An 18,461-nucleotide genomic window follows, 5' to 3' on the forward strand; every position below is an offset into this window, starting at 1 on the left:
GAGTGAGTGGAATGCGGCACGGTGTCGCGCGCTTCGTCACGGGCTTCCTCGCCCTCCCCGTCGCGCTGTACCTCTTCTACGTGGTGTGGCCCTTCGCCCAGGCGGCCGGATACTCGCTGACCAACTGGGGCGGCTACTCCGACAAGCAGGAGTTCGTCGGGCTGGACAACTACGTCCGGCTGTTCTCCGACGAGCTGATCCGGAAGGCGTTCTGGCACAACGTGTTCTTCCTGGTCACCGTGCCGCTGTTCACGATCGCGCTGGCCCTGTTCCTCGCGTTCCTGCTCAACGTGGGCGGACGCGAGGACAGGGCCGGCATCCGGGGGGTGTTCGGCTCCGGGCTCTACAAGGTCATCTTCTTCTTCCCGCAGGTCCTGTCGCTCGTGGTGATCGCCGTGATGTGGCAGCAGATCTACCGGTCGGACAACCAGGGCCTGATCAACGGCCTGCTGATGAAGATCGGGCTGGTCGACGCCGACAACCCGATCGGGTTCACCGCCGACCCCGAGCCGTTCCTCGGCGTGCCCGCCGTGCTGTGGTGGCTGCTGTTCATCGCCGTGTGGAGCGGCGCCGGCTTCTACATGGTGCTCTTCTCGGCGGCGATGCAGTCGATCCCGAAGGACATCTACGAGGCGGCCCTCCTCGACGGCGCCGGCCGGTTCGACACGTTCTTCCGGATCACCCTGCCGCTGCTGCGGGACACCATCTCGGTGGCCTGGGTCTACCTGGGCTTCATCGCGCTGGACATGTACGCCCTGGTCTTCGTCATGACCCCGAGCCAGGGCGGGCCGAACCACGCCAGCGAGATCTTCGCGTCGGTGCTCAACTTCACCGCGTTCCAGAAGGGGCAGTTCGGCTACGCCTGCGCGATGGGCGTGGCGCTGGCCATCTTCACGATCCTGCTGGCCGCTCTCCAGCTCCGGATCACCCGCCGTGAGCGGATCGAGTACTGAGGAGACCCGACGATGAGCACGGTGACCCACCCGTCCGGCGAGCGGGCCCGCCCCGGGCGTCCGGCCCCCCGCCCCGCGCCGAGCCGGGGCCTCGTCAGCCGCGGCCGGGAGCTGGGCGGGCGCTTCTTCAACGGCTTCTCGCACCTGTTCCTGGTGGTCTGGGCCGTGATGGTGATCTACCCGCTGCTGTGGGTGGTGATGTCGGCGTTCAAGGACGACTCGGAGGTCATCCGCGAGCCGCTGTCGCTGATCCCCGACAAGCTGCACTGGGACAACTTCACCCGCGCCTGGGGCGAGGGGCACCTCGGCGCGTTCTTCCTCAACACGCTGCTGGTCCTGGTCGGCAGCGTGTTCCTGACCATGCTGCTCGGCTCGATGGCCGCGTACGTGCTGGCGCGCTACGAGTTCCCCGGCAACCGGCTGATCTACTACATGTTCCTGTCCGGCCTGACCCTGCCCATCTACCTCGCCGCCGTGCCGCTGTTCAAGGGCGTCTACAACATGGGGATCGTCCTGCCGCTGCTGGGCCCGAACCGGCACCTCATGCTGATCCTCGTCTACGTCGCCTGGTCGCTGTCGTTCACGGTCTTCTTCATGCACTCGTTCTTCCGCACGCTGCCCGACTCGATCGCCGAGGCCGCGATGGTCGACGGGGCCTCGCACAGCCGGCTGTTCTTCAGCATCATGCTGCCGATGGCCAAGCCGGGCCTGATCAGCATCGGCATCTTCAACGTCCTCGGCCAGTGGAACCAGTGGTACCTTCCGACGCTGCTGATGCAGTCGGTCGCCGGGGAGCCGAAGAACCAGGTGATCGCCCAGGGGCTCATCGAGCTGTCCGTCAACCAGGGCTACAAGTCCGACTGGTCGGGCCTCTTCGCCGGGGTGACCATGGCGATGCTGCCGGTGCTCATCGTCTACATCGTGTTCCAGCGCCAGGTGCAGTCCGGCCTGACCGCCGGGGTGAGCAAGTAACCGCCGCGCGGGAGCGTCGTACGGTCGAGGCAGAATCGCGTCCGTGCTGGTGGCGGTGGAGGCGGACGACCGGGGTGGGGGAGCGCTGCTGCCCCTCGACCCCGCCGGCCGCCCCACCGGCCCGGCCGAGCGGGTCGCCGACCTCGCCGCCGCCGTCGCCGCCCGGGAGGCCGCCGCGCGCCCCCGTTGGGTCTGGGGCAGCGGCGTCACGGTCTACCCGGCGCTGCTGCGCGCCGGGGTCCGGCTCGACCGCTGCCACGACGTCGAGCTGACCGAGTCGCTGCTGCTCGGGCACGCCGGCCGCTGGGGCGAGCCCCGCTCGCCGGCCGCCGCGTGGGCCCGGCTGACCGGCGCGCCCGTGCCGCCGGACCCGCCGCCCCGCGCGGCCGAGCCGCCCGGCCACGGCCAGGGCGCGCTCTTCGACACCCTGCCCGGCCCGCCGGGCCCCGCCGTCGAGGCCCTGGCCCGGGTGTACGCCGACCAGCTCGACCGGATCGCCGCCACCGCCCACCCGGGCCGGTTCCGGCTGCTGGTGGCCGCCGAGTCGGCCGGCGCGCTGGTCGCGGCGGAGATGGGGGCGGCCGGCCTGCCCTGGCGGGCCGAGGTGCACGACGAGCTCCTCACCGGGCTGCTCGGCGAGCCGTCCCCGGTCGGCGGCCCGCCCCGCCGGCTGGCCGAGCTGGCCGCCCGCATCGCCGAGGCGTTCGGCCTGCGCCAGGTGCACGCCGACTCCCCGGCCGAGCTGCTGCGGGCGTTTGCCCGCGCCGGGGTGGAGCTGCCCAACACCCGGGCCTGGGCGCTGCGCGGGGTCGACCATCCGGCGGTGCCGCTGGTGCTGGAGCACAAGGAGCTCTACCGGATCTGGACGGCGCACGGCTGGGCCTGGCGCGACGCCTGGGTGCGCGACGGCCGGTTCCACCCGGAGTACGTCCCCGGCGGCGTCGTCTCCGGGCGGTGGGCCACCCGGGGCGGCGGGGCCTTGCAGATCCCCAAGGTGATCCGGCGGGCGGTGGTGGCCGACCCGGGCTGGCGGCTCGTCGTCGCCGACGCCGGCCAGCTGGAGCCGAGGGTGCTCGCGGCGGTCTCCGGCGACGCCCGGCTGGCCGCGGCCGGCGGGGCGGGCGACCTCTACGCCGCCCTGGCCCGGGACTCCTTCGGCGGCGACCGGCCCCGGGCCAAGGTGGCCCTGCTCGGTGCCATGTACGGGCAGACCGGCGGGATGGCGGTCCCCGCCCTCGCGGTGCTGCGCCGCAACTATCCGACGGCCTTCGCGTACGTGGAGGCGGCGGCCCGCACCGGCGAGGCCGGCGGCCTGGTGCGCTCCTGGCTGGGGCGCACCTGCCCGCCCGGCGCGGCGGGCTTCGCCGACGGCGACGACGCGGGCGTCGACCCGGAGGCGGCGGCCGACCCGCAGGGGCCCCGGGCGCGGGCGGCCCGCTCCCGGGGCCGGTTCACCCGCAACTTCGTCATCCAGGCCACCGCCGCCGAGTGGGCCTCCACGCTGCTGGCCACGCTGCGCACGGCGCTCGCCGGCAGCGACGCCGAGCTGGTCTTCTTCCAGCACGACGAGGTGATCGTGCACTGCCCGGCCGGGCAGGCCGACGCGGTGGCCGAGGCGGTCCGCGCCAGCGGCGAGCGGGCCACCGCGCTGCTGTTCGGCGACACCCCGGTCCGCTTCCCGCTGGACCTGTCGGTGGTGGCCTGCTACGCGGACGCCTGACCTGCCCGCAGGCGGCAGCCCGGCGGCCCGGGGCGGGCCGGCCCGGGCCGCCCGGCACGGCACCCCGAGTGCGGCAAATATCCGTTTCGCCCCGACACTCATCCCGGGGGTGCTCGTTGCACCCGGTGTGCGTATCGCAGGAATGATCATCGCGGCGGGCGGCGGACGCCGCCTCGGCGGCCCCGAGGCGTTGCTCCACCAGGGCGACCAGCCCCTGGTGGACCGCATGATCGACACGATGACCGAGGCGGGCTGCGCGCAGATCGTGGTGGTGCTGGGCGCGGCGGCGGACCAGGTGCGCCAGGCCGCCGACCTGACCCGGGCCACGGTGGTGGTCAACCGCGCCTGGGGCACCGGCGTCGGCTCGTCGATCCGGGCCGGCCTCGCGGCGCTGACCGACCAGCGGATCGAGGCGGTGGTCGTGGTCCCGGTGGACATGCCGGGGCTCACCCCGGCGGCCGTGCGGCGGGTCGCCGCGCTGCCGTACCCCGACGTGCTGGTCTGCGCCACCTACGACGGGCTGCGTGGCTACCCGATGCTGTTCGGCCGCCGGCACTGGTCCGGCATCGCCACCCTGGCCAGCGCCGACGTCGGGGCCCGGCCCTACCTGCTGGCGCACAAGGACCAGATCGTCGACATCTCCTGCGACTCGGTGGCCGACGGCAGCCGCGTCGACACCCCGGAGCTGATGGCCCTGTACGGCTTGACCGTTCCGCCCCAGCGCGTCGGCGCGTAGCGCGTTCCCGCGATCGCACGCAGCGTGGTCGAGCGGCGAGTGACGCGGCCCGCCCGGTCGGGGCGATCAGTCGAGGCAGAACTCGTTGCCCTCGGGGTCGGCCATGACGAGGTGCCCCGCGTCGAGCGGTGCGGCGGGCTCGTGCCGGCGCAACCGGGTCGCGCCGAGGCGGACGAGCCGCTCGGCCGCCACCTCCAGGGCCGCCATCCGCGCGTCGCCGACCAGCCCCGGGGCCGCCCGCACGTCGAGGTGCACCCGGTTCTTGACCCGCTTGGGCTCCGGCACCCGCTGGAAGAACAGCCGCGGCGCGGTGCCGGCGGGGTCGACCACCGCCGAGGCGGAGTCGCGGCGCTCGGGCGGCACGCCCATCGCCTCCAGCGCCTGCTCCCACGACTCGAAGCCGGGCGGCGGGGCCTGCACCTGATGGCCGAGGGCCGCGGCCCAGAAGGCCGCCAGCGCGGCCGGGTCGGCGCAGTCGAACGTGATCTGAACGTCGGTCATGGCGTCAGCCTCCGGCATATCGCGGACAGGTACGTTCCTAGATCTGTGCAACGATCGACGGGTGACCGTCGAGGCGACGACCGAGCGGGTGCTGCGGCTGCTGGCGCTGTTGCAGCGGCGACCGTCCTGGACCGCCGCCGAGATCGCCGCCGAGCTGCGGGTCACCGACCGCTCGGTGCGCCGCGACGTCCAGCGGCTGCGCGCGCTCGGCTACCCGGTGCACGCGGCGGCGGGCGTCGGTGGCGGCTACCGGCTCGGCGCCGGCACCCGGCTGCCGCCGCTGCTGCTCGACGACGAGGAGGCGATCGCGACGGCGGTGTCCCTGCGGCTGGCCTCGGGCGGCACGGTCGCCGGGGCGCAGGAGGCGGCGCTGCGGGCGCTGGCCAAGCTCGACCAGGTGCTGCCCGCCCGGCTGCGCGCCGAGGTGCGGGCGGTGCACGCTGCCACCGACACCCTGCTCGGCCCCGGCGTCGAGATCGACGCGGAGCTGCTGGTGACCCTCGCCCGGGCCTGCCGCGACGCCCTGCGGGTCCGGTTCCGCTACGCCGGCCGCGACGGCGGGGAACGCGACCGCACCGTCGAGCCGGTGCGGATGGTCACCACCGGCCGCCGCTGGTATCTGATGGCGTGGGACGTCGACCGCGGCGACTGGCGCACGTTCCGGCTGGACCGGATGCGCGAGGCGGTGGCGACGACGTGGCGCTTCCGGGCGCGGGAGCACCCTGACCCGGTCGCCCACGTGCGGCGGGCCGTGGCCGAGGCGCCGTACCGGCATCTCGCCCGGGTGCGGGTGCACGCCCCGCCCGACGTGCTGCGGGAGCTGGTGCCGCCGCAGGTGGGGCGGGTCGAGGACGACCGCGACGGCTGGTGCGTGCTCGTCGTCGGCGGGGACGACCTCGACTGGCTCGCCCTGCACGTGGCCCGGCTCGGCTTCGAGGCGGAGGTGCTGGAGCCGGCGGAGCTGCGGCAGGCCCTCGCCCGGCTCGCCCGCCGCCTGGCGGCGATGGCCGGCCCCGGCTGACGGAACGCGCGCCGGAGCCGCTCGCCGCCGGGCGGACGAACGGCTCCGGCGCGCGGGCCGGTCAGGCGGGGGCCGGCGGCTCCAGCCGGCCCGTGGTGGCCAGGCCCCGGTACCAGTGGGCGCTGTCCTTCCAGATCCGCTCCTGCGTGTCGTAGTCGACGCGGATGATGCCGAAGCGCCGGTCGTAGCCCCACGCCCACTCGAAGTTGTCCAGCAGCGACCAGACGAAGTAGCCGCGCACGTCCGCGCCCGCGTCCATGGCCGCGCCGACCGCGTCGACGTGCCGGTGCAGGTAGTCCAGCCGTCGGTCGTCGTGGACCCGGCCGTCGGGGGTGACCACGTCGTCGAACGCCGCGCCGTTCTCGGTGATCATCAGCGGCAGCCCGGGGTGCTCCCGGTGCAGCCGCAGCAGCAGCTCGGTCAGGCCGGCGGGCTCGATGTTCCAGCCCATCGCCGTGTACGGGCCCGGCTGCGGCAGGAAGTCCACGTCGTCCGCGCCGATCCACGGGGTGTGCGCCGAGCTGCCGTGCCCGTCGTTGTCCGAGCGGGCCGACACGCCGTCCCAGGCCCGAACCAGGGTGGTCGAGTAGTAGTTGACGCCGAGCACGTCCAGCGGCACCGCGATCGTCCGCTCGTCGCCGTCGCGCACGAACGACCAGTCGGTCACCTTCGCGGTGTCGGCGAGCAGGTCCGCCGGGTACGCCCCGTCGAGCAGCGGCCCGAGGAACGCCCGGTTGGCCAGCGCGTCGATGCGGCGCACCGCGTCGGCGTCGGCCGCCGAGCCCGACGCCGGCCGCACCACGTGCAGGTTGAGCGTCACCGACAGCTCCGCCGCCGGCGCCAGCTCGCGCACCACCCGGCCGGCGAGGCCGTGGGCGAGGTTGAGATGGTGCACGGCGGCCAGCGCCCCGGCCGGCTCCGTGCGGCCCGGCGCGTGCACCCCGGAGCCGTAGCCGAGGTACGCCGAGCACCACGGCTCGTTGAACGTCGTCCAGGTGTGCACCCGGTCGCCGAGCGCCTCGACGATGCCGGCCGCGTAGTCCCTGAACCGCAGCGCGGTGTCCCGCGCCGGCCAGCCGCCGGCGTCCTCCAGCTCCTGCGGGAGGTCCCAGTGGTACATGGTGGCCACCGGCCGCACGCCCCGCTCCAGCAGCCCGTCGACGAGCCGGGAGTAGAAGTCCAGCCCGGCCCGGTTGAACGCACCGGAGCCGCCGGGCTGCACCCGGGGCCAGGAGATCGAGAACCGGTAGGCCGCCAGCCCCAGCTCGGCGATGTGCCCCAGGTCCTCGGCCCACCGGTGGTAGTGGTCGGCGGCCACGTCGCCGGTGTCGCCGTTGAGGGTGCGGCCGGGGGTGTGGCTGTAGGTGTCCCAGATCGACGGGCCCCGCCCGTCCTCGGTGGCCGCGCCCTCGATCTGGTACGACGCCGTCGCCGAGCCCCACACGAAGCCCTCGGGAAACACTCGCGTCACCGGTTCGCCTCCGTCCCCAGCACGTCGCCGCCCGGCGACCCCGATCCCACCACATCACAGTCGTAGCCGGACGACGCGCCGGCCACCACGTCCACGGCGGCGGCCCCGCCGTCGTACCGCACCTCGAACTCGGCCCCCGGCCCGCCGCCGGGCGACGGGATCCGCACCAGGGTCCGCTGGCCCTCGACGGGCGCGAACAGCCGCAGCCGCACGCCGTCGGCCCACTCGTAGTCGGGCCGGTCGTGCGTCGCGCCGAACGGGATCACCGCACCGGGGCGGGCGAGCACCGGCAGGCTGTCGTAGCCGTGCTTCTCGGTCACCCACGCCGGCCCGGTGAGCTGCGCGCCGCTGACCAGGTTGGTCCAGGTGCCGGCGGGCACGTAGTAGGTGACCTCCCCGTCGGCGCTCATCACGGGCGCGACCAGCACGTCGGGGCCGAGCATGTACTGCCGGTCGAGGTACGCGGCCATCGGGTCGTCCGGGAACTCCACGATCATCGGCCGCATCACCGGCACCCCGTCGCGGTGCGCCTCCTCGGCAGCCGCCGCCAGGTACGGCATGAGGCTCAGCTTGAGCCGGGTGAAGTGGCGCAGCACCGCCACGGCCTCGTCGTCGTACGCCCACGGCACCCGGTACGAGCCGGAGCCGTGCAGCCGCGAGTGCGAGGAGAGCAGCCCGAACGCGATCCACCGCTTGAACACGGCCGGGTCGGGGGTGCCCTCGAAGCCGCCGATGTCGTGGCTCCAGTAGCCGAACCCGGACGCCGACAGCGACAGCCCGCCGCGCAGCGACTCGGCCATCGCCACGAACGTCGACTCGCAGTCGCCGCCCCAGTGCACCGGGAACTGCTGCCCGCCGGCCGTGGCCGAGCGGGCGAACACGACCGCCTCGCCGACGCCGCGCTCGGCCTCCAGCAGCTCGAAGACGGCCTTGTTGTAGAGGTAGGCGTAGTAGTTGTGCATCCGCTGCGGGTCGGACCCGTCGTGCCAGACCACCTCGGTGGGGATGCGCTCGCCGAAGTCGGTCTTGAAGCAGTCGACGCCCATGTCGAGCAGCACCTTGAGCTTGCTGTTGAACCAGGCCACCGCGTCGGGGTTGGTGAAGTCGACAAGCGCCATGCCGGCCTGCCACTTGTCCCACTGCCAGACCGACCCGTCGGGGTTGCGCACCAGGTAGCCGGCCTGCCGGCCCTCCTCGAACAGGTACGACCGCTGGGCGATGTACGGGTTGATCCACACGCACACCTTCAGGCCGCGCTCGTGCAGCCGGCGCAGCATCCCCTCGGGGTCGGGGAAGGTCGCCGGGTCCCACACGAAGTCGACCCAGTGGAACTGCCGCATCCAGAAGCAGTCGAAGTGGAACACCGACAGCGGCAGGTCCCGCTCGGCCATCCCGTCGATGAACTCGGTGACGGTCTTCTCGTCGTACGACGTGGTGAACGACGTCGACAGCCACAGCCCGTACGACCAGGCCGGGACGCGGGCCGGGCGGCCGGTGAGCGCGGTGTAGCGGCGCAGCACGTCCTTCGGGGTGGGCCCGTCGATCAGGTAGTAGGTCAGCGACTGCCCCTCGACGCTGAACTGGGCCTGCGAGACGACCTCCGAGCCGACCTCGAACGACACGTGCTCGGGGTGGTCGACGAAGAGGCCGTAGCCGGCGCTGCTGAGATAGAACGGCACGTTCTTGTACGCCTGCTCGCTGGCGGTGCCGCCGTCGGCGTTCCAGATGTCGACGGTCTGGCCGTTCTTGACGAACGGGCCGAACCGCTCGCCGAGGCCGTAGATCGTCTCCCCGACGCCCAGCGCCAGCCGGTCGTGGACGAAGTGCCGGCCCTCACCGTCGGTGACGACGCCGACGCTGCGCTCGGTGGACGAGGTGACCAGGCGGTCGCCGCGCAGGAAGTCGACCCGCCACCGGTCGACGAGCGTGACGCGGGCGGTCAGCTCGCCGGTGGTCAGGGCGGCGCTGATGCCGGTGACCTCGACGGTGACGGGGTGGTCGTCGCCGGCCGCGAGGGCGAAGCGCGGCTGCTTCGGCAGCCCGCCGCTGTGGTGCCCGACGGTCACGCCGATGACGCCGGGGGCGGGGGAGAAGAACTGCACGGTGACGACCGGGCGGTTGAGGGTGTCGCCCCGCCCGGTGATCTGACCGGTCGGCGCGAAGACGGTGAAGCCGCGTTCGTCCGGCTCCACCGATTCGACTGTGCCGGGGCGCAGCACGGTGACCCCCGGACGCAGTTGCCAGTACCCGTCGGTGAACTTCACTTCTCGGCTCCTACCGTGATGCCGCGGCTCAGCGTGCGCTGGAAGATGAGGAAGAACACGATCGCCGGGACGAGGCTGATCAGCGCCCCGGCGTTGGTGGTGGGGGCGTCCATCAGCCGGTCGCCCTGCAACGACGCGAGGGCCACCGGGATGGTCTGGGTCTGGTTGTCGATGAGCATCACCAGCGGGATCAGGAACTCGTTCCAGGTCCAGATGAAGAAGAAGACCAGCAGCACGGCGAGGGTGGGCCGGACGTTGGGCAGGACGACCCGCCACAGGATCGTCCACTTGCCGGACCCGTCCAACGCCGCCGCCTCCAGCAGGCTCTTGGGGAACGTGCCGAGCACCGAGGCCAGCAGGTACGTGCCGAACGCGCTCTGGATGACCGTGAAGATGATGATCACGACGAGCCGGGTGTTGTAGAGGCCCACCTCCTTGGCGAAGTAGTAGAGCGGGTAGACGAGGGACTCCTGCGGCAGCATGTTGGCCAGCAGGAACGCCCCGACGATCCAGAGCCGGCCCCGGACCCGGCCGATGCCCAGCGCGTACGCGTTGAGCAGCGACACGACGACCGCGAGCACCGCGACCGAGCCGGCGATGAGCGCGGAGTTCCACAGCTTCTGCGGGAAGTCGACCTGCGTCCAGTAGGTGCGCAGGCCCTGGGTGTAGAACTCCGACGGCCAGCTCAGCGGCCCGTCCGTGGAGTATTGCCCGGGCGTCTTGAACGCGTTGAGCAGCATGAACACGAACGGCACCAGCATGAGCACCGCGCCGGCGGTGACCACGGCCAGCACGATCCAGCGGCCGACGCCCCGGTGGTGCCGGTCGGGCACCCGGGCGGCCCGGCCGGTCTTCGCGGGGGCCTCGGCGGGGGTGAGGGTGACGGACATCAGGCGCTCCCGTCCCGTCGCTCGGCGCGGTGCTGCGCGCGGATGAACAGCAGCGCCACCACCACGATGATCAGCGTCAGCACGGTCGAGATCGCCGACCCGTACCCGACCTGGAGTTTCTTGAAGAACGTGTAGTACGCGAAGTACGACGGCACGTTGGTGGCGTTCTCCGGGCCGCCCCGGGTCAGCGCGTAGATCGGGCCGAACACCTTCATCGCGGCGATGGTGCAGGTGAGGGCGACGACGAACGTCTCCGGCCGGATCTGCGGCAGGGTGATCGCCCGGAACCGGCGGGCCCAGCCCGCGCCGTCGATCTCCGCCGCCTCGTACAGCTCGGGGTCGACCCGCTGCAACGCGGCCATGAACACGACCACCGGGTAGCCGATCTGCACCCAGATCATCACGCCCATCACCGCCGGCAGGGCGGTGTCGGGGTCGCCGAGCCAGTCGTGCGTCAGCGCGCCGAGCCCGACGGCGTCGAGCAGCCCGTTGAGGGCCCCGTCGGGGCGCAGGATCCAGCCCCACACGATGCCGGCCACCACGACCGGCAGCACCTGCGGCAGGTAGAACGCGGCCCGCAGCGCGTTGGCGGTGCGCGGCTTGAAGCGCCGACCGATGGTGTCGAACAGCACCGCCGCGAGCACCAGGCCGACGACGGTGGGCACCACGACCATCGCCACGATCATGGCGAGGGTGTTGCGGAACGACTGCCAGAAGACGGTGTCGTCGAGCAGGCGCTGGTAGTTCTCCAGGCCGACGAACGTCGGGTCGCCGATGCCGGACCAGCGGGTGAGCGAGAGATAGCCGGTGAACAGCAGCGGCCCGCCGATGACCAGCGCGAAGAGCACCGCGCCGGGCAGCAGGTAGAGCCAGTATCCGGCGTCGCCGCGACGGCGGCGCGGGCCCCGGCGGCCCTTCGGGTCGGTGTCGCCCCGGGTGACGAGGGCGTCGGTTGCAGCCATGATGGTCCCTCCGGTGCGCCGGCGGGCGCGTCGCGCAGGGCGCGCCCGCCGGGCGTCCTCGTCAGCCGCGCTTGATCTCCGCGACGCCCTCGTCGTACGGCTTGGCGATCGCGTCGAGCACCTGGTCGGGGGACTTCGACTGGTTGATCAGGCCCTGGAAGCCGGAGACCAGCACGTCGTAGTAGCCGGGGACCGGCCAGTCCGGGTAGAAGGCCAGCCCGTCGGTGGAGCTGATCGCGTTGAAGTTCTCGATCAGCTTCTTGTCCTTCGGGTCGGTGATCTTCGACGGGTCGGCGGACACCGGAACGCCGCCGTTGTTGCCGATCAGGGCCTGGATCTCCGGGCGCATGGTGATGTCGATGAAGTCGTACGCCAGGTCCTTGGCCTTGCTGGTCGCCGGGACCACCCAGATGTTGCCGGACGAGCCGGCGTGCAGCTTGTTGCCGGGGAACAGGAAGCTGTCCCAGTTGGCCTTCATCTCGGCCTTGAACCGGCCGTACCACCAGCTCCCGGAGACGATCATCGGGGTCTTGCCGGCGATGAACGCGGTGCCCATGTCCTCGGCCTTGGCGCTGGCGGTGCCCTTGCCGACGTAGCCCTTCTTCACCCACTCGGCGAACGTGTCCGCACCGTACTTGAGCGGGTCGGCCTTGAAGTCGACCGGGTTCTTGTAGAGCTGGTAGTTGTCGACGAACGCCCGGTCGGCCCTGGCGAGCGCGAGCTGGTAGAACAGCTGCCCGGCCGGGTACTCGGCGCCGGCGGTGCCCAGCGGGGTGACGCCCTTGGCGACGAACGTGTCCATCGCGGCGGTCAGCTCGTCGAACGTCGTCGGGACCTTGACCCCGTTCTTGTCGAACAGGTCCTTGTTGTAGTAGACCATCACGTACTCGCCGTAGTTGGGCACGCCGTACCAGTTGCCGGAGCCCATCACGCCCTTGTCGTCGTACCTGGCGGTGGTCTGGAGGCTCGGGCTGAGCGTCTTGTCCCAGCCGCGCTTGGTCGCCTCGGCCGTGAGGTCGGTGAGCAGGCCCTGCTTGGACAGCAGGCCGGCGGTGGCGTTGCCCTTGTTGTACTCCATCACGTCCGGGCCCTCGGACGAGTTGATGATCATCCCGGCGTTCTGCTGGATCTGCTCGAACGCCTTGCGCTCGAAGCGCACCTCGACGCCCGGGTGCTCCTGCTTGAAGACCTCGATCGCCTTGTCCCACGCCACGCCCATGGCGCTGGTCTCGCCCTCGTAGTGCCAGAGCTTGAGCACCTTCGCGCCGCTGGCGCCCTCGTCGGCGTCGTCACCGCAGGCGGTCAGGGACGCCGCCGCGGCGACGGCGAGGGTCACCGCCGCGACGACTGTGCGGAATCGTTGCATTACCATTCTCCTCGTGAGTATCGAGCCGGTACTCCTCTAGGCCCGTCGTCGCGTGGCAGCGCGGCGACGGGCTGTGTTCCTGCTCGTCGTTCCCGACGCCTCCGGATCGGCCGCGTCGACCGTTCCGGTGGTGTCCCCCGTCGGGCGACCGGGAGGGCCGCTGGATCCGCGGACCTCCAACGTGCACGGCAGCAGCTCCTGGTGGATCGGGGCGCTGTCGAGCTCCAGGTGGCGCAGCAGCGCCTCGACCGCGATGCGTCCCAGCGCCGAGCCGGGCGACGTCATCGCGGTCAGCGCGGGGGTGGCCAGCTCGGCGACCTGCGGCGAGGTGACCATGGAGACGACCGAGACGTCGTCGGGCACGGTGAGGCCCCGCCCGGCCAGCCCGCCGAGGATGCCGAACACGGCCCGCTCGTTCATGGCGAGGACGGCGGTCAGGTCGGGGGCCCGGTCGAACGCCGTCGCCAGGGCCGCCCGCCCGCCCGCCGCGCTGTCCTCGGCGGGGATCATCAGCGGCTCGACGCCGTGCTCGGCCATCGCCGCGGCGAACGCGTCGCGGGTGCGCAGCGCCGGGCCGTAGCCCTCGGCGATGGTCGCGGCGGAGTGGTTGACGTAGACGATCCGCCGGTGGCCGAGGCCGACGAGGTGGGCGACGGCGTCGCGGACGGTGCGGTCGAAGTCGATGTCGACGTACGACAGGCCGGTGGTGTCGCCGGTGCGGCCGATGAGCACCAGCGGCACGCCCGCCTCCCGCAGCACGGCCACCCGGTCGTCGTCGAGCTGCACCTCCATCAGCAGCGCGCCGTCGAGCATGCGTTGGCTGGCCAGCCGCCGCAGGCCGTCGAGGTCGTCGGCGTCGACGGGGGAGAGCACCAGGTGGTAGCCCGCCGCGCTGGCCGCCGCGGCGGCGCCGGTGAAGAAGGCCGTCTCGGTGGCGCCCAGGCCGCGGTCGTCGATCGGCAGGAGCAGCCCGAGGATGCGGCTGCGCCGGCTGGCCAGCCCCCGGGCCATCGCGTGCGGCTGGTAGTCCAGCTCCGCCATCGCGGCGCGCACCTTGTCGCGGGTGGCCTGGGAGATGGGCCGCGCGCCGGTCAGCACGTACGACACCGTGCTGACGGAGACCCGCGCGAGCCGGGCGACGTCGTGCATCGTGGCCATCGCGCACCTCCCTCGGCGGCCCGGCGGACGGGGTCCCGACCGGCGTCGAAACGCCTAGTCGAAACGCCTAGTCGAAGCGTTTCGACAGACCGTAGGGCACGTGTTACGAGGGCGTCAATAGCCGATGACGAAAACGGGTCGCCGGGCCGACCCGCGCCCCGGGCGCGGGTCGGCCCGGCGCCGGGCGCGGCCTCAGATCTCGATGTTGAACTTGCGCAGCACCGACGGGGCGACCAGCCCCACCGCCGCGAGCACGGAGATCGCGGTCAGCACGCCCCGCAGCACGACCACCTCGGTCTTGCTGCCGGTGCGCAGGGCGATGCTGTTCGGCAGGCCGACCATCGTCCACATCCGGCGCTTGATCGGGATCGGCCACAGGATCGGCACCCCGGCCCGGGTGATCATGTCGCCGAGGATGTGCACGAAGCAGCCCACCCCGACGGCCAGCCCGATCAGCGGGTACCCCCGGTCGCCGGGCAGGTTGGCGAACGTGTACCAGGCGGCGGCGGCCGAGGCCAGGGTCACGATCACCCAGCCCGCGCGCTCCGCCCACCGGTCGAACAGCCCGCGCAGGGCCAGCCCGAACATGAAGAACAGGATGCCGACCACGGCCCACTTGCCGTACGCGGCGCAGAGCGCGGTGGTGCCCCAGCCGACCAGCACGGTGAACGGGATCGTGTGGGTCAGGGTGCGGTGACCGTTGTTGCGGCGCGGGTCCTTGCTCAGCTTGGTCGCGTAGTAGACGCCGAGGGAGATCTTCTCCATCACCTCGGCGACGAACAGGCTGACCACCCCGAACGTGCGGGCCACCGTGGCCCCGCCCTGGTTGCGGGTCACCTTGCCCGACAGGTCGAGGTCGGGGAAGAGCGCCCCACCGGCGCAGACCGCGGTGCCGACGGCGAGGGCCAGCGGCGACTGGTGGTAGTCGGCGAACTGGTCGAGCGCCCAGGAGCCGGTCAGCCACACCGCCGCGCCCGACAGCGCGTGGGACGGTCCCATCATGACGCCTCGCCCTCCCCAGGGTCTTGATCCACAAACTACGCCACTGTGGCAGAGTCCCCGCCGGGGAGCAATCACCTGGATGGTCCACACCGGACGGTGTCGCGGCCCGGACGCGCGGGGCGGCCCCGCCGGCTCAGGCCGTGCCGGCGACCCGGAAGCTGGACCGCATCGTCTCCCGCTCGGCCGCACCGGCGTCCCACTCCTCCTCGGGGCCGCTCCAGGCCAGCGACCACGAGCGGGCGCCGAACGGGATCAGCTGCGCCCCGCGCAGGCGCGCACCCAGCGGCGCGTCCCAGGCGCACTCCCACTCCGCCCCCCGGCCCGCCGCCTCCGCCAGCCGGATCCTCTCGTACCGGGGGAGGGCCCCCGCCTCCTGCGCCCGGCGCTCGTTCGCGCGCAACTGATCCAGCGGGGCGGCGGCCCGGTCGTCGGCCGGCGCGACGGTCAGGATCCGTCGGGCGGACGGGTCCTGGAAGCAGACCGCGCTCCCGTCCCGGTACTGCCGCCAGCCGGGCGGCACGGCGAGCCGGAACCCGGCCGGGTCGGCGTACCAGGACCAGCCCGACGGCGGGCGCAGCGGGTCGTCCGGGGCCGGTGCGACGGTCGGGGGTGGCACGCCGAACGGGTAGGGCCGCAGGCAGGGGAAGGGCGGGGGCGGCACGCCCGTCACGAGCGGCGGCAGCATCGGCCCGGCCGCCGACGGACCCGGCCCGGCCCCGGGCGTGGCCGGGGGCGACGCTTCGCGGCCGGTGTGGGGGCGGAACAACGCGAAGACGACGGTGTGCGCGACCAACAGCACGATCACCACGCCGGACACGGCCAGCGGCCAGCGCCGCCCGGCCGGCGCGACGGCGTCCGCCGGACCGGCCGGCGCGATGACGAACGGGACGTCGGCCGACGCGGGGGCGGCGGGGCCCGTCGGCGCGGCCGGCCCCGGCCCGTCCCGCGCCGGGCCCGTCCCCGCCGGCTTCCGCCCCGCCGGCGCGTCGCGCCCCGGCGGCCCGGTCGACCAGCCCGGCACGACCAGCCGGTCCGCGTCGGCGGGCCCGGCCGGGCCGTCCGGCGGGGCCGCGTCCGGCGGCACCACCGTGGCCTGCGGGGCGATCGTGACCGGCGAGGGATCGGCGCCCGGCGCGGCGGCCTGGGCCAGCCGGCGTCGGGTCTCCTCGTGGTCGATGCGCCGCCGTGGATCCCGGCGCAGCAGGCCGACCAGGACCGGCCGCAGCGGCCCGGCGTGCGGCGCCGGGTCCGGCGGCTGGGTGGCCAGTGCGCTCAGCGTCGCCATCGCGGTGCTGCGGGCGTACGGGGACTTGCCCTCGACGGCCGCGTGCAGGGTCGCGCCGAGCGACCACAGGTCGGCCTCCACGCTGGAGATCCCCTCGGCGGCCCGCTCCGGTGCGACGAACTGCGGGGAGCCGAGCACCAGCCCCGGCCGGGTCATCACCCCGTCGCCGCCGTCGAAGACCGCGAGCCCGAAGTCGGTGAGCATCACCCGCCCGTCGTGGGCGACGAGCACGTTGGCGGGCTTGACGTCGCGGTGCAGCACCCCGGCCTGGTGCGCGGCGCGCAGCGCGGCCAGCAGCGCCAGCCCGACCGCCGCGGCCCGCCGCGGCGGCAGCGGCCCGGAGGTGTCCAGGATGTGCTGCAACGACCGGGACGGCACGTACTCCATGATCAACCACGGGTCGCCGTCGACCGGCACCACGTCGTAGACCCGGACCACGTTGGGATGGTTGAGCCGCGCCGTGGTGCGCGCCTCCCGCAGGGTGCGCAGGCGCAACTCGTCGAGCTCGTCGCCGGACAGCACGGCCGGCGGGACGACCTGCTTGACCGCGACGTCGCGGTGCAGCATCTCGTCCCTGGCGCGCCACACCTTGCCCATGCCGCCGCGACCCACGAGGTCGAGCAGGCGGTACCGGCCGCCGATCACTACCTGCTGCACCGTTCTCCTCACCGCTGGCGGACGTACACCATAGCCAGCGGATCGGCAGGGACCAATCGGACGACAGGTCGGCAAGCCCTCAGCAGGCCGCGTGCCCGGCCGCTAGCAGGTTCCCCTCCGGGATGGCGATCCGGGGCCGCCCCGCGCCCAGCCGGCTCGCCGCCCGGCGGGCCTGGAACGAGCCGTGCTCGCGGCGGGCGGCGGCGTAGCTGCTCGCGGTGTGGGCGGCGATGGTCGCCCAGCCGTACCGCTCGCTGACCATCGTCCGGGCCCGGCGGGCCACCCGGCGGGCGAACACCTCGTCGCCGATGAGCCGGTCGACCGCGCCCGCCAGCGCGTCCGGGTCGCTGTGCGGGAACGTCACCCCGGTGACCCCGGGCTCGACGATCTCGGCGAGCCCGCCCGTCGAGGCGACCGCCAGGGGCGCGCCGGCCGCCGCGGCCTCCAGGGCGACCATGCCGAACGGCTCGTAGAGGCTCGGCACCACGGTCGCGTCGGTGGCGGCCAGCATGGCCGGGAGCTGGCTGGAGTCGAGGAAGCCGGCGAAGCGCACCGTGTCGCCCAGGTGCAGCCGCTGCGCCTGCTCCACCAGCTCCTGCCGGTACGGGCCGTCGCCGGCGATCACCACCCGCAGCCCCGGGTGCCGCTCGCGCAGGTGGGGCACGGCGTGCATCAGGTGCTGCACGCCCTTCTCGTAGACCAGCCGGCCCGCGTACCCGACCAGGGGGCCGTCGCCGGCGAACCGGGCCCGGGCCGAGGCGACCGCCCGGGGCCGGGCCCGCCAGAGCCGGTCGTCCACCCCGTTGGCCACCACGTCGACCCGGGCGGCCGGCACGTCGAACAGGCGGCTGATCTGGTCGCGCATGTAGCCGGAGCAGGCGATCACCCGGGTCGACTCGCCGCTGATCCAGTGCTCGACGCCGTGGATGGTGCGGTTCATCTCCTGCGGCAGCCAGCCCTGGTGCCGGCCCGCCTCCGTGGCGTGGATCGTGGTCACCAGCGGCAGGTCCAGGTGCTCGGCGAGGGTGATCGCGGTGTGCGCGACGAGCCAGTCGTGGGCGTGGACGACGTCGTAGCTGCCGGATTCGGTGGCGCGCAGGGCGGCGCGGGTGAGGGTGTGGTTGAAGGCCATGGTCCAGGCGAGGAGGCTGCCGGTGGCCAGGGGGAAGGCGACCGGGTCCTCGGCGGCGCGCAGGACGCGGACGCCGTCGGCGTACTCCTCCAGGGGCGCGCCGTCGGCGTGGCGGGTGACGACGGTGACCTCGTGGCCGGCGGCGGCGAGGGCGACGGAGAGGGCGTGCACGTGGCGGCCGAGGCCGCCGACGAGCACCGGCGGATATTCCCAGGAGAGGATGAGCACGCGCTGGTGCCGGGCCGGGTTGATGTCGATCACTTCGGCGTCAGGTGACATGCGGCCCCCTTGGAATTGTCTCCGGCGCGCGCGTCGGCCGCACCCGTGGGACGGATGCCGCCGACGCGCCTGGATCTCGGGCCCATCCTGCC

15 protein-coding genes are annotated in these 18,461 nt (G+C 73.4%); 5 read left to right on the plus strand and 10 right to left on the minus strand.

Translation table 11 applies throughout. The features are described from left to right. The first annotated feature begins 11 nt into the window (after positions 1 to 11). The 4 genes from HDA31_RS08470 to HDA31_RS08485 all read left to right on the plus strand — a co-directional run bounded on the left by HDA31_RS08470 (position 12) and on the right by HDA31_RS08485 (position 4,381). Positions 12 to 953, plus strand: a complete 942-nt coding sequence (locus HDA31_RS08470) for a carbohydrate ABC transporter permease (protein ID WP_074474262.1) — start codon at positions 12 to 14, stop codon at positions 951 to 953. Positions 954 to 965: 12 nt separating this feature from the next. Continuing rightward, positions 966 to 1,925, plus strand: coding sequence for a carbohydrate ABC transporter permease (locus HDA31_RS08475; protein WP_074474261.1), 960 nt, complete (start codon positions 966 to 968; stop codon positions 1,923 to 1,925). Between the two features lie 34 nt (positions 1,926 to 1,959). Then, entirely contained in the window at positions 1,960 to 3,645 is a 1,686-nt protein-coding gene (locus tag HDA31_RS08480) for a bifunctional 3'-5' exonuclease/DNA polymerase (RefSeq protein ID WP_376701443.1), read from the plus strand. Between the two features lie 142 nt (positions 3,646 to 3,787). Next, the gene (locus tag HDA31_RS08485; RefSeq protein WP_178067627.1) at positions 3,788 to 4,381 is read left to right on the plus strand and encodes a nucleotidyltransferase family protein; all 594 of its coding nucleotides are present in this window, start codon (positions 3,788 to 3,790) and stop codon (positions 4,379 to 4,381) included. A 66-nt stretch (positions 4,382 to 4,447) separates the two neighbouring features. Here the strand turns inward: HDA31_RS08485 and HDA31_RS08490 are convergent, their stop codons facing one another. Continuing rightward, positions 4,448 to 4,882 carry a VOC family protein gene (locus tag HDA31_RS08490; protein ID WP_178065688.1) on the minus strand — a complete coding sequence of 145 codons (435 nt, stop codon included), beginning with the start codon at positions 4,880 to 4,882 and terminating at the stop codon, positions 4,448 to 4,450. Positions 4,883 to 4,943: 61 nt separating this feature from the next. Here HDA31_RS08490 and HDA31_RS08495 point away from each other — a divergent pair, with 61 nt between their 5' ends. Then, complete coding sequence (locus HDA31_RS08495) at positions 4,944 to 5,903, plus strand: helix-turn-helix transcriptional regulator (RefSeq protein WP_178065687.1); 960 nt, start codon at positions 4,944 to 4,946, stop codon at positions 5,901 to 5,903. Positions 5,904 to 5,964: 61 nt separating this feature from the next. Here HDA31_RS08495 and HDA31_RS08500 read toward each other — a convergent pair whose 3' ends face one another. The 9 genes from HDA31_RS08500 to HDA31_RS08540 form a co-directional block, all read right to left on the minus strand. Next, on the minus strand, positions 5,965 to 7,374 hold the full coding sequence (locus HDA31_RS08500; RefSeq protein WP_178065686.1) for a GH1 family beta-glucosidase: 1,410 nt from the start codon (positions 7,372 to 7,374) through the stop codon (positions 5,965 to 5,967). Further along, positions 7,371 to 9,638 carry an alpha-xylosidase gene (gene yicI / locus HDA31_RS08505; RefSeq protein WP_178065685.1) on the minus strand — a complete coding sequence of 756 codons (2,268 nt, stop codon included), beginning with the start codon at positions 9,636 to 9,638 and terminating at the stop codon, positions 7,371 to 7,373. Before yicI ends, HDA31_RS08500 begins: the two co-directional genes overlap by 4 nt. Continuing rightward, positions 9,635 to 10,528 carry a carbohydrate ABC transporter permease gene (locus tag HDA31_RS08510; RefSeq protein WP_074474255.1) on the minus strand — a complete coding sequence of 298 codons (894 nt, stop codon included), beginning with the start codon at positions 10,526 to 10,528 and terminating at the stop codon, positions 9,635 to 9,637. Before HDA31_RS08510 ends, yicI begins: the two co-directional genes overlap by 4 nt. Beyond that, positions 10,528 to 11,490, minus strand: coding sequence for a carbohydrate ABC transporter permease (locus HDA31_RS08515; protein ID WP_074474254.1), 963 nt, complete (start codon positions 11,488 to 11,490; stop codon positions 10,528 to 10,530). The genes HDA31_RS08510 and HDA31_RS08515 overlap by 1 nt, the downstream gene beginning before the upstream one ends. A gap of 61 nt (positions 11,491 to 11,551) precedes the next feature. Continuing rightward, positions 11,552 to 12,856: an ABC transporter substrate-binding protein gene (locus HDA31_RS08520; protein WP_178065684.1), complete on the minus strand. Its 1,305-nt coding sequence runs from the start codon at positions 12,854 to 12,856 to the stop codon at positions 11,552 to 11,554. Between the two features lie 36 nt (positions 12,857 to 12,892). After that, positions 12,893 to 14,014 carry a LacI family DNA-binding transcriptional regulator gene (locus HDA31_RS08525; RefSeq protein ID WP_178065683.1) on the minus strand — a complete coding sequence of 374 codons (1,122 nt, stop codon included), beginning with the start codon at positions 14,012 to 14,014 and terminating at the stop codon, positions 12,893 to 12,895. 192 nt (positions 14,015 to 14,206) lie between these two features. Then, positions 14,207 to 15,016: a metal-dependent hydrolase gene (locus HDA31_RS08530; protein ID WP_043967692.1), complete on the minus strand. Its 810-nt coding sequence runs from the start codon at positions 15,014 to 15,016 to the stop codon at positions 14,207 to 14,209. 133 nt (positions 15,017 to 15,149) lie between these two features. Beyond that, on the minus strand, positions 15,150 to 16,958 hold the full coding sequence (locus tag HDA31_RS08535) for a serine/threonine-protein kinase (RefSeq protein WP_178065682.1): 1,809 nt from the start codon (positions 16,956 to 16,958) through the stop codon (positions 15,150 to 15,152). A 79-nt stretch (positions 16,959 to 17,037) separates the two neighbouring features. Further along, entirely contained in the window at positions 17,038 to 18,369 is a 1,332-nt protein-coding gene (locus HDA31_RS08540; protein WP_178065681.1) for a glycosyltransferase family 4 protein, read from the minus strand. Positions 18,370 to 18,461 lie beyond the last annotated feature (92 nt).

Source organism: Micromonospora carbonacea (genome assembly GCF_014205165.1).
GTDB lineage: Bacteria > Actinomycetota > Actinomycetes > Mycobacteriales > Micromonosporaceae > Micromonospora > Micromonospora carbonacea.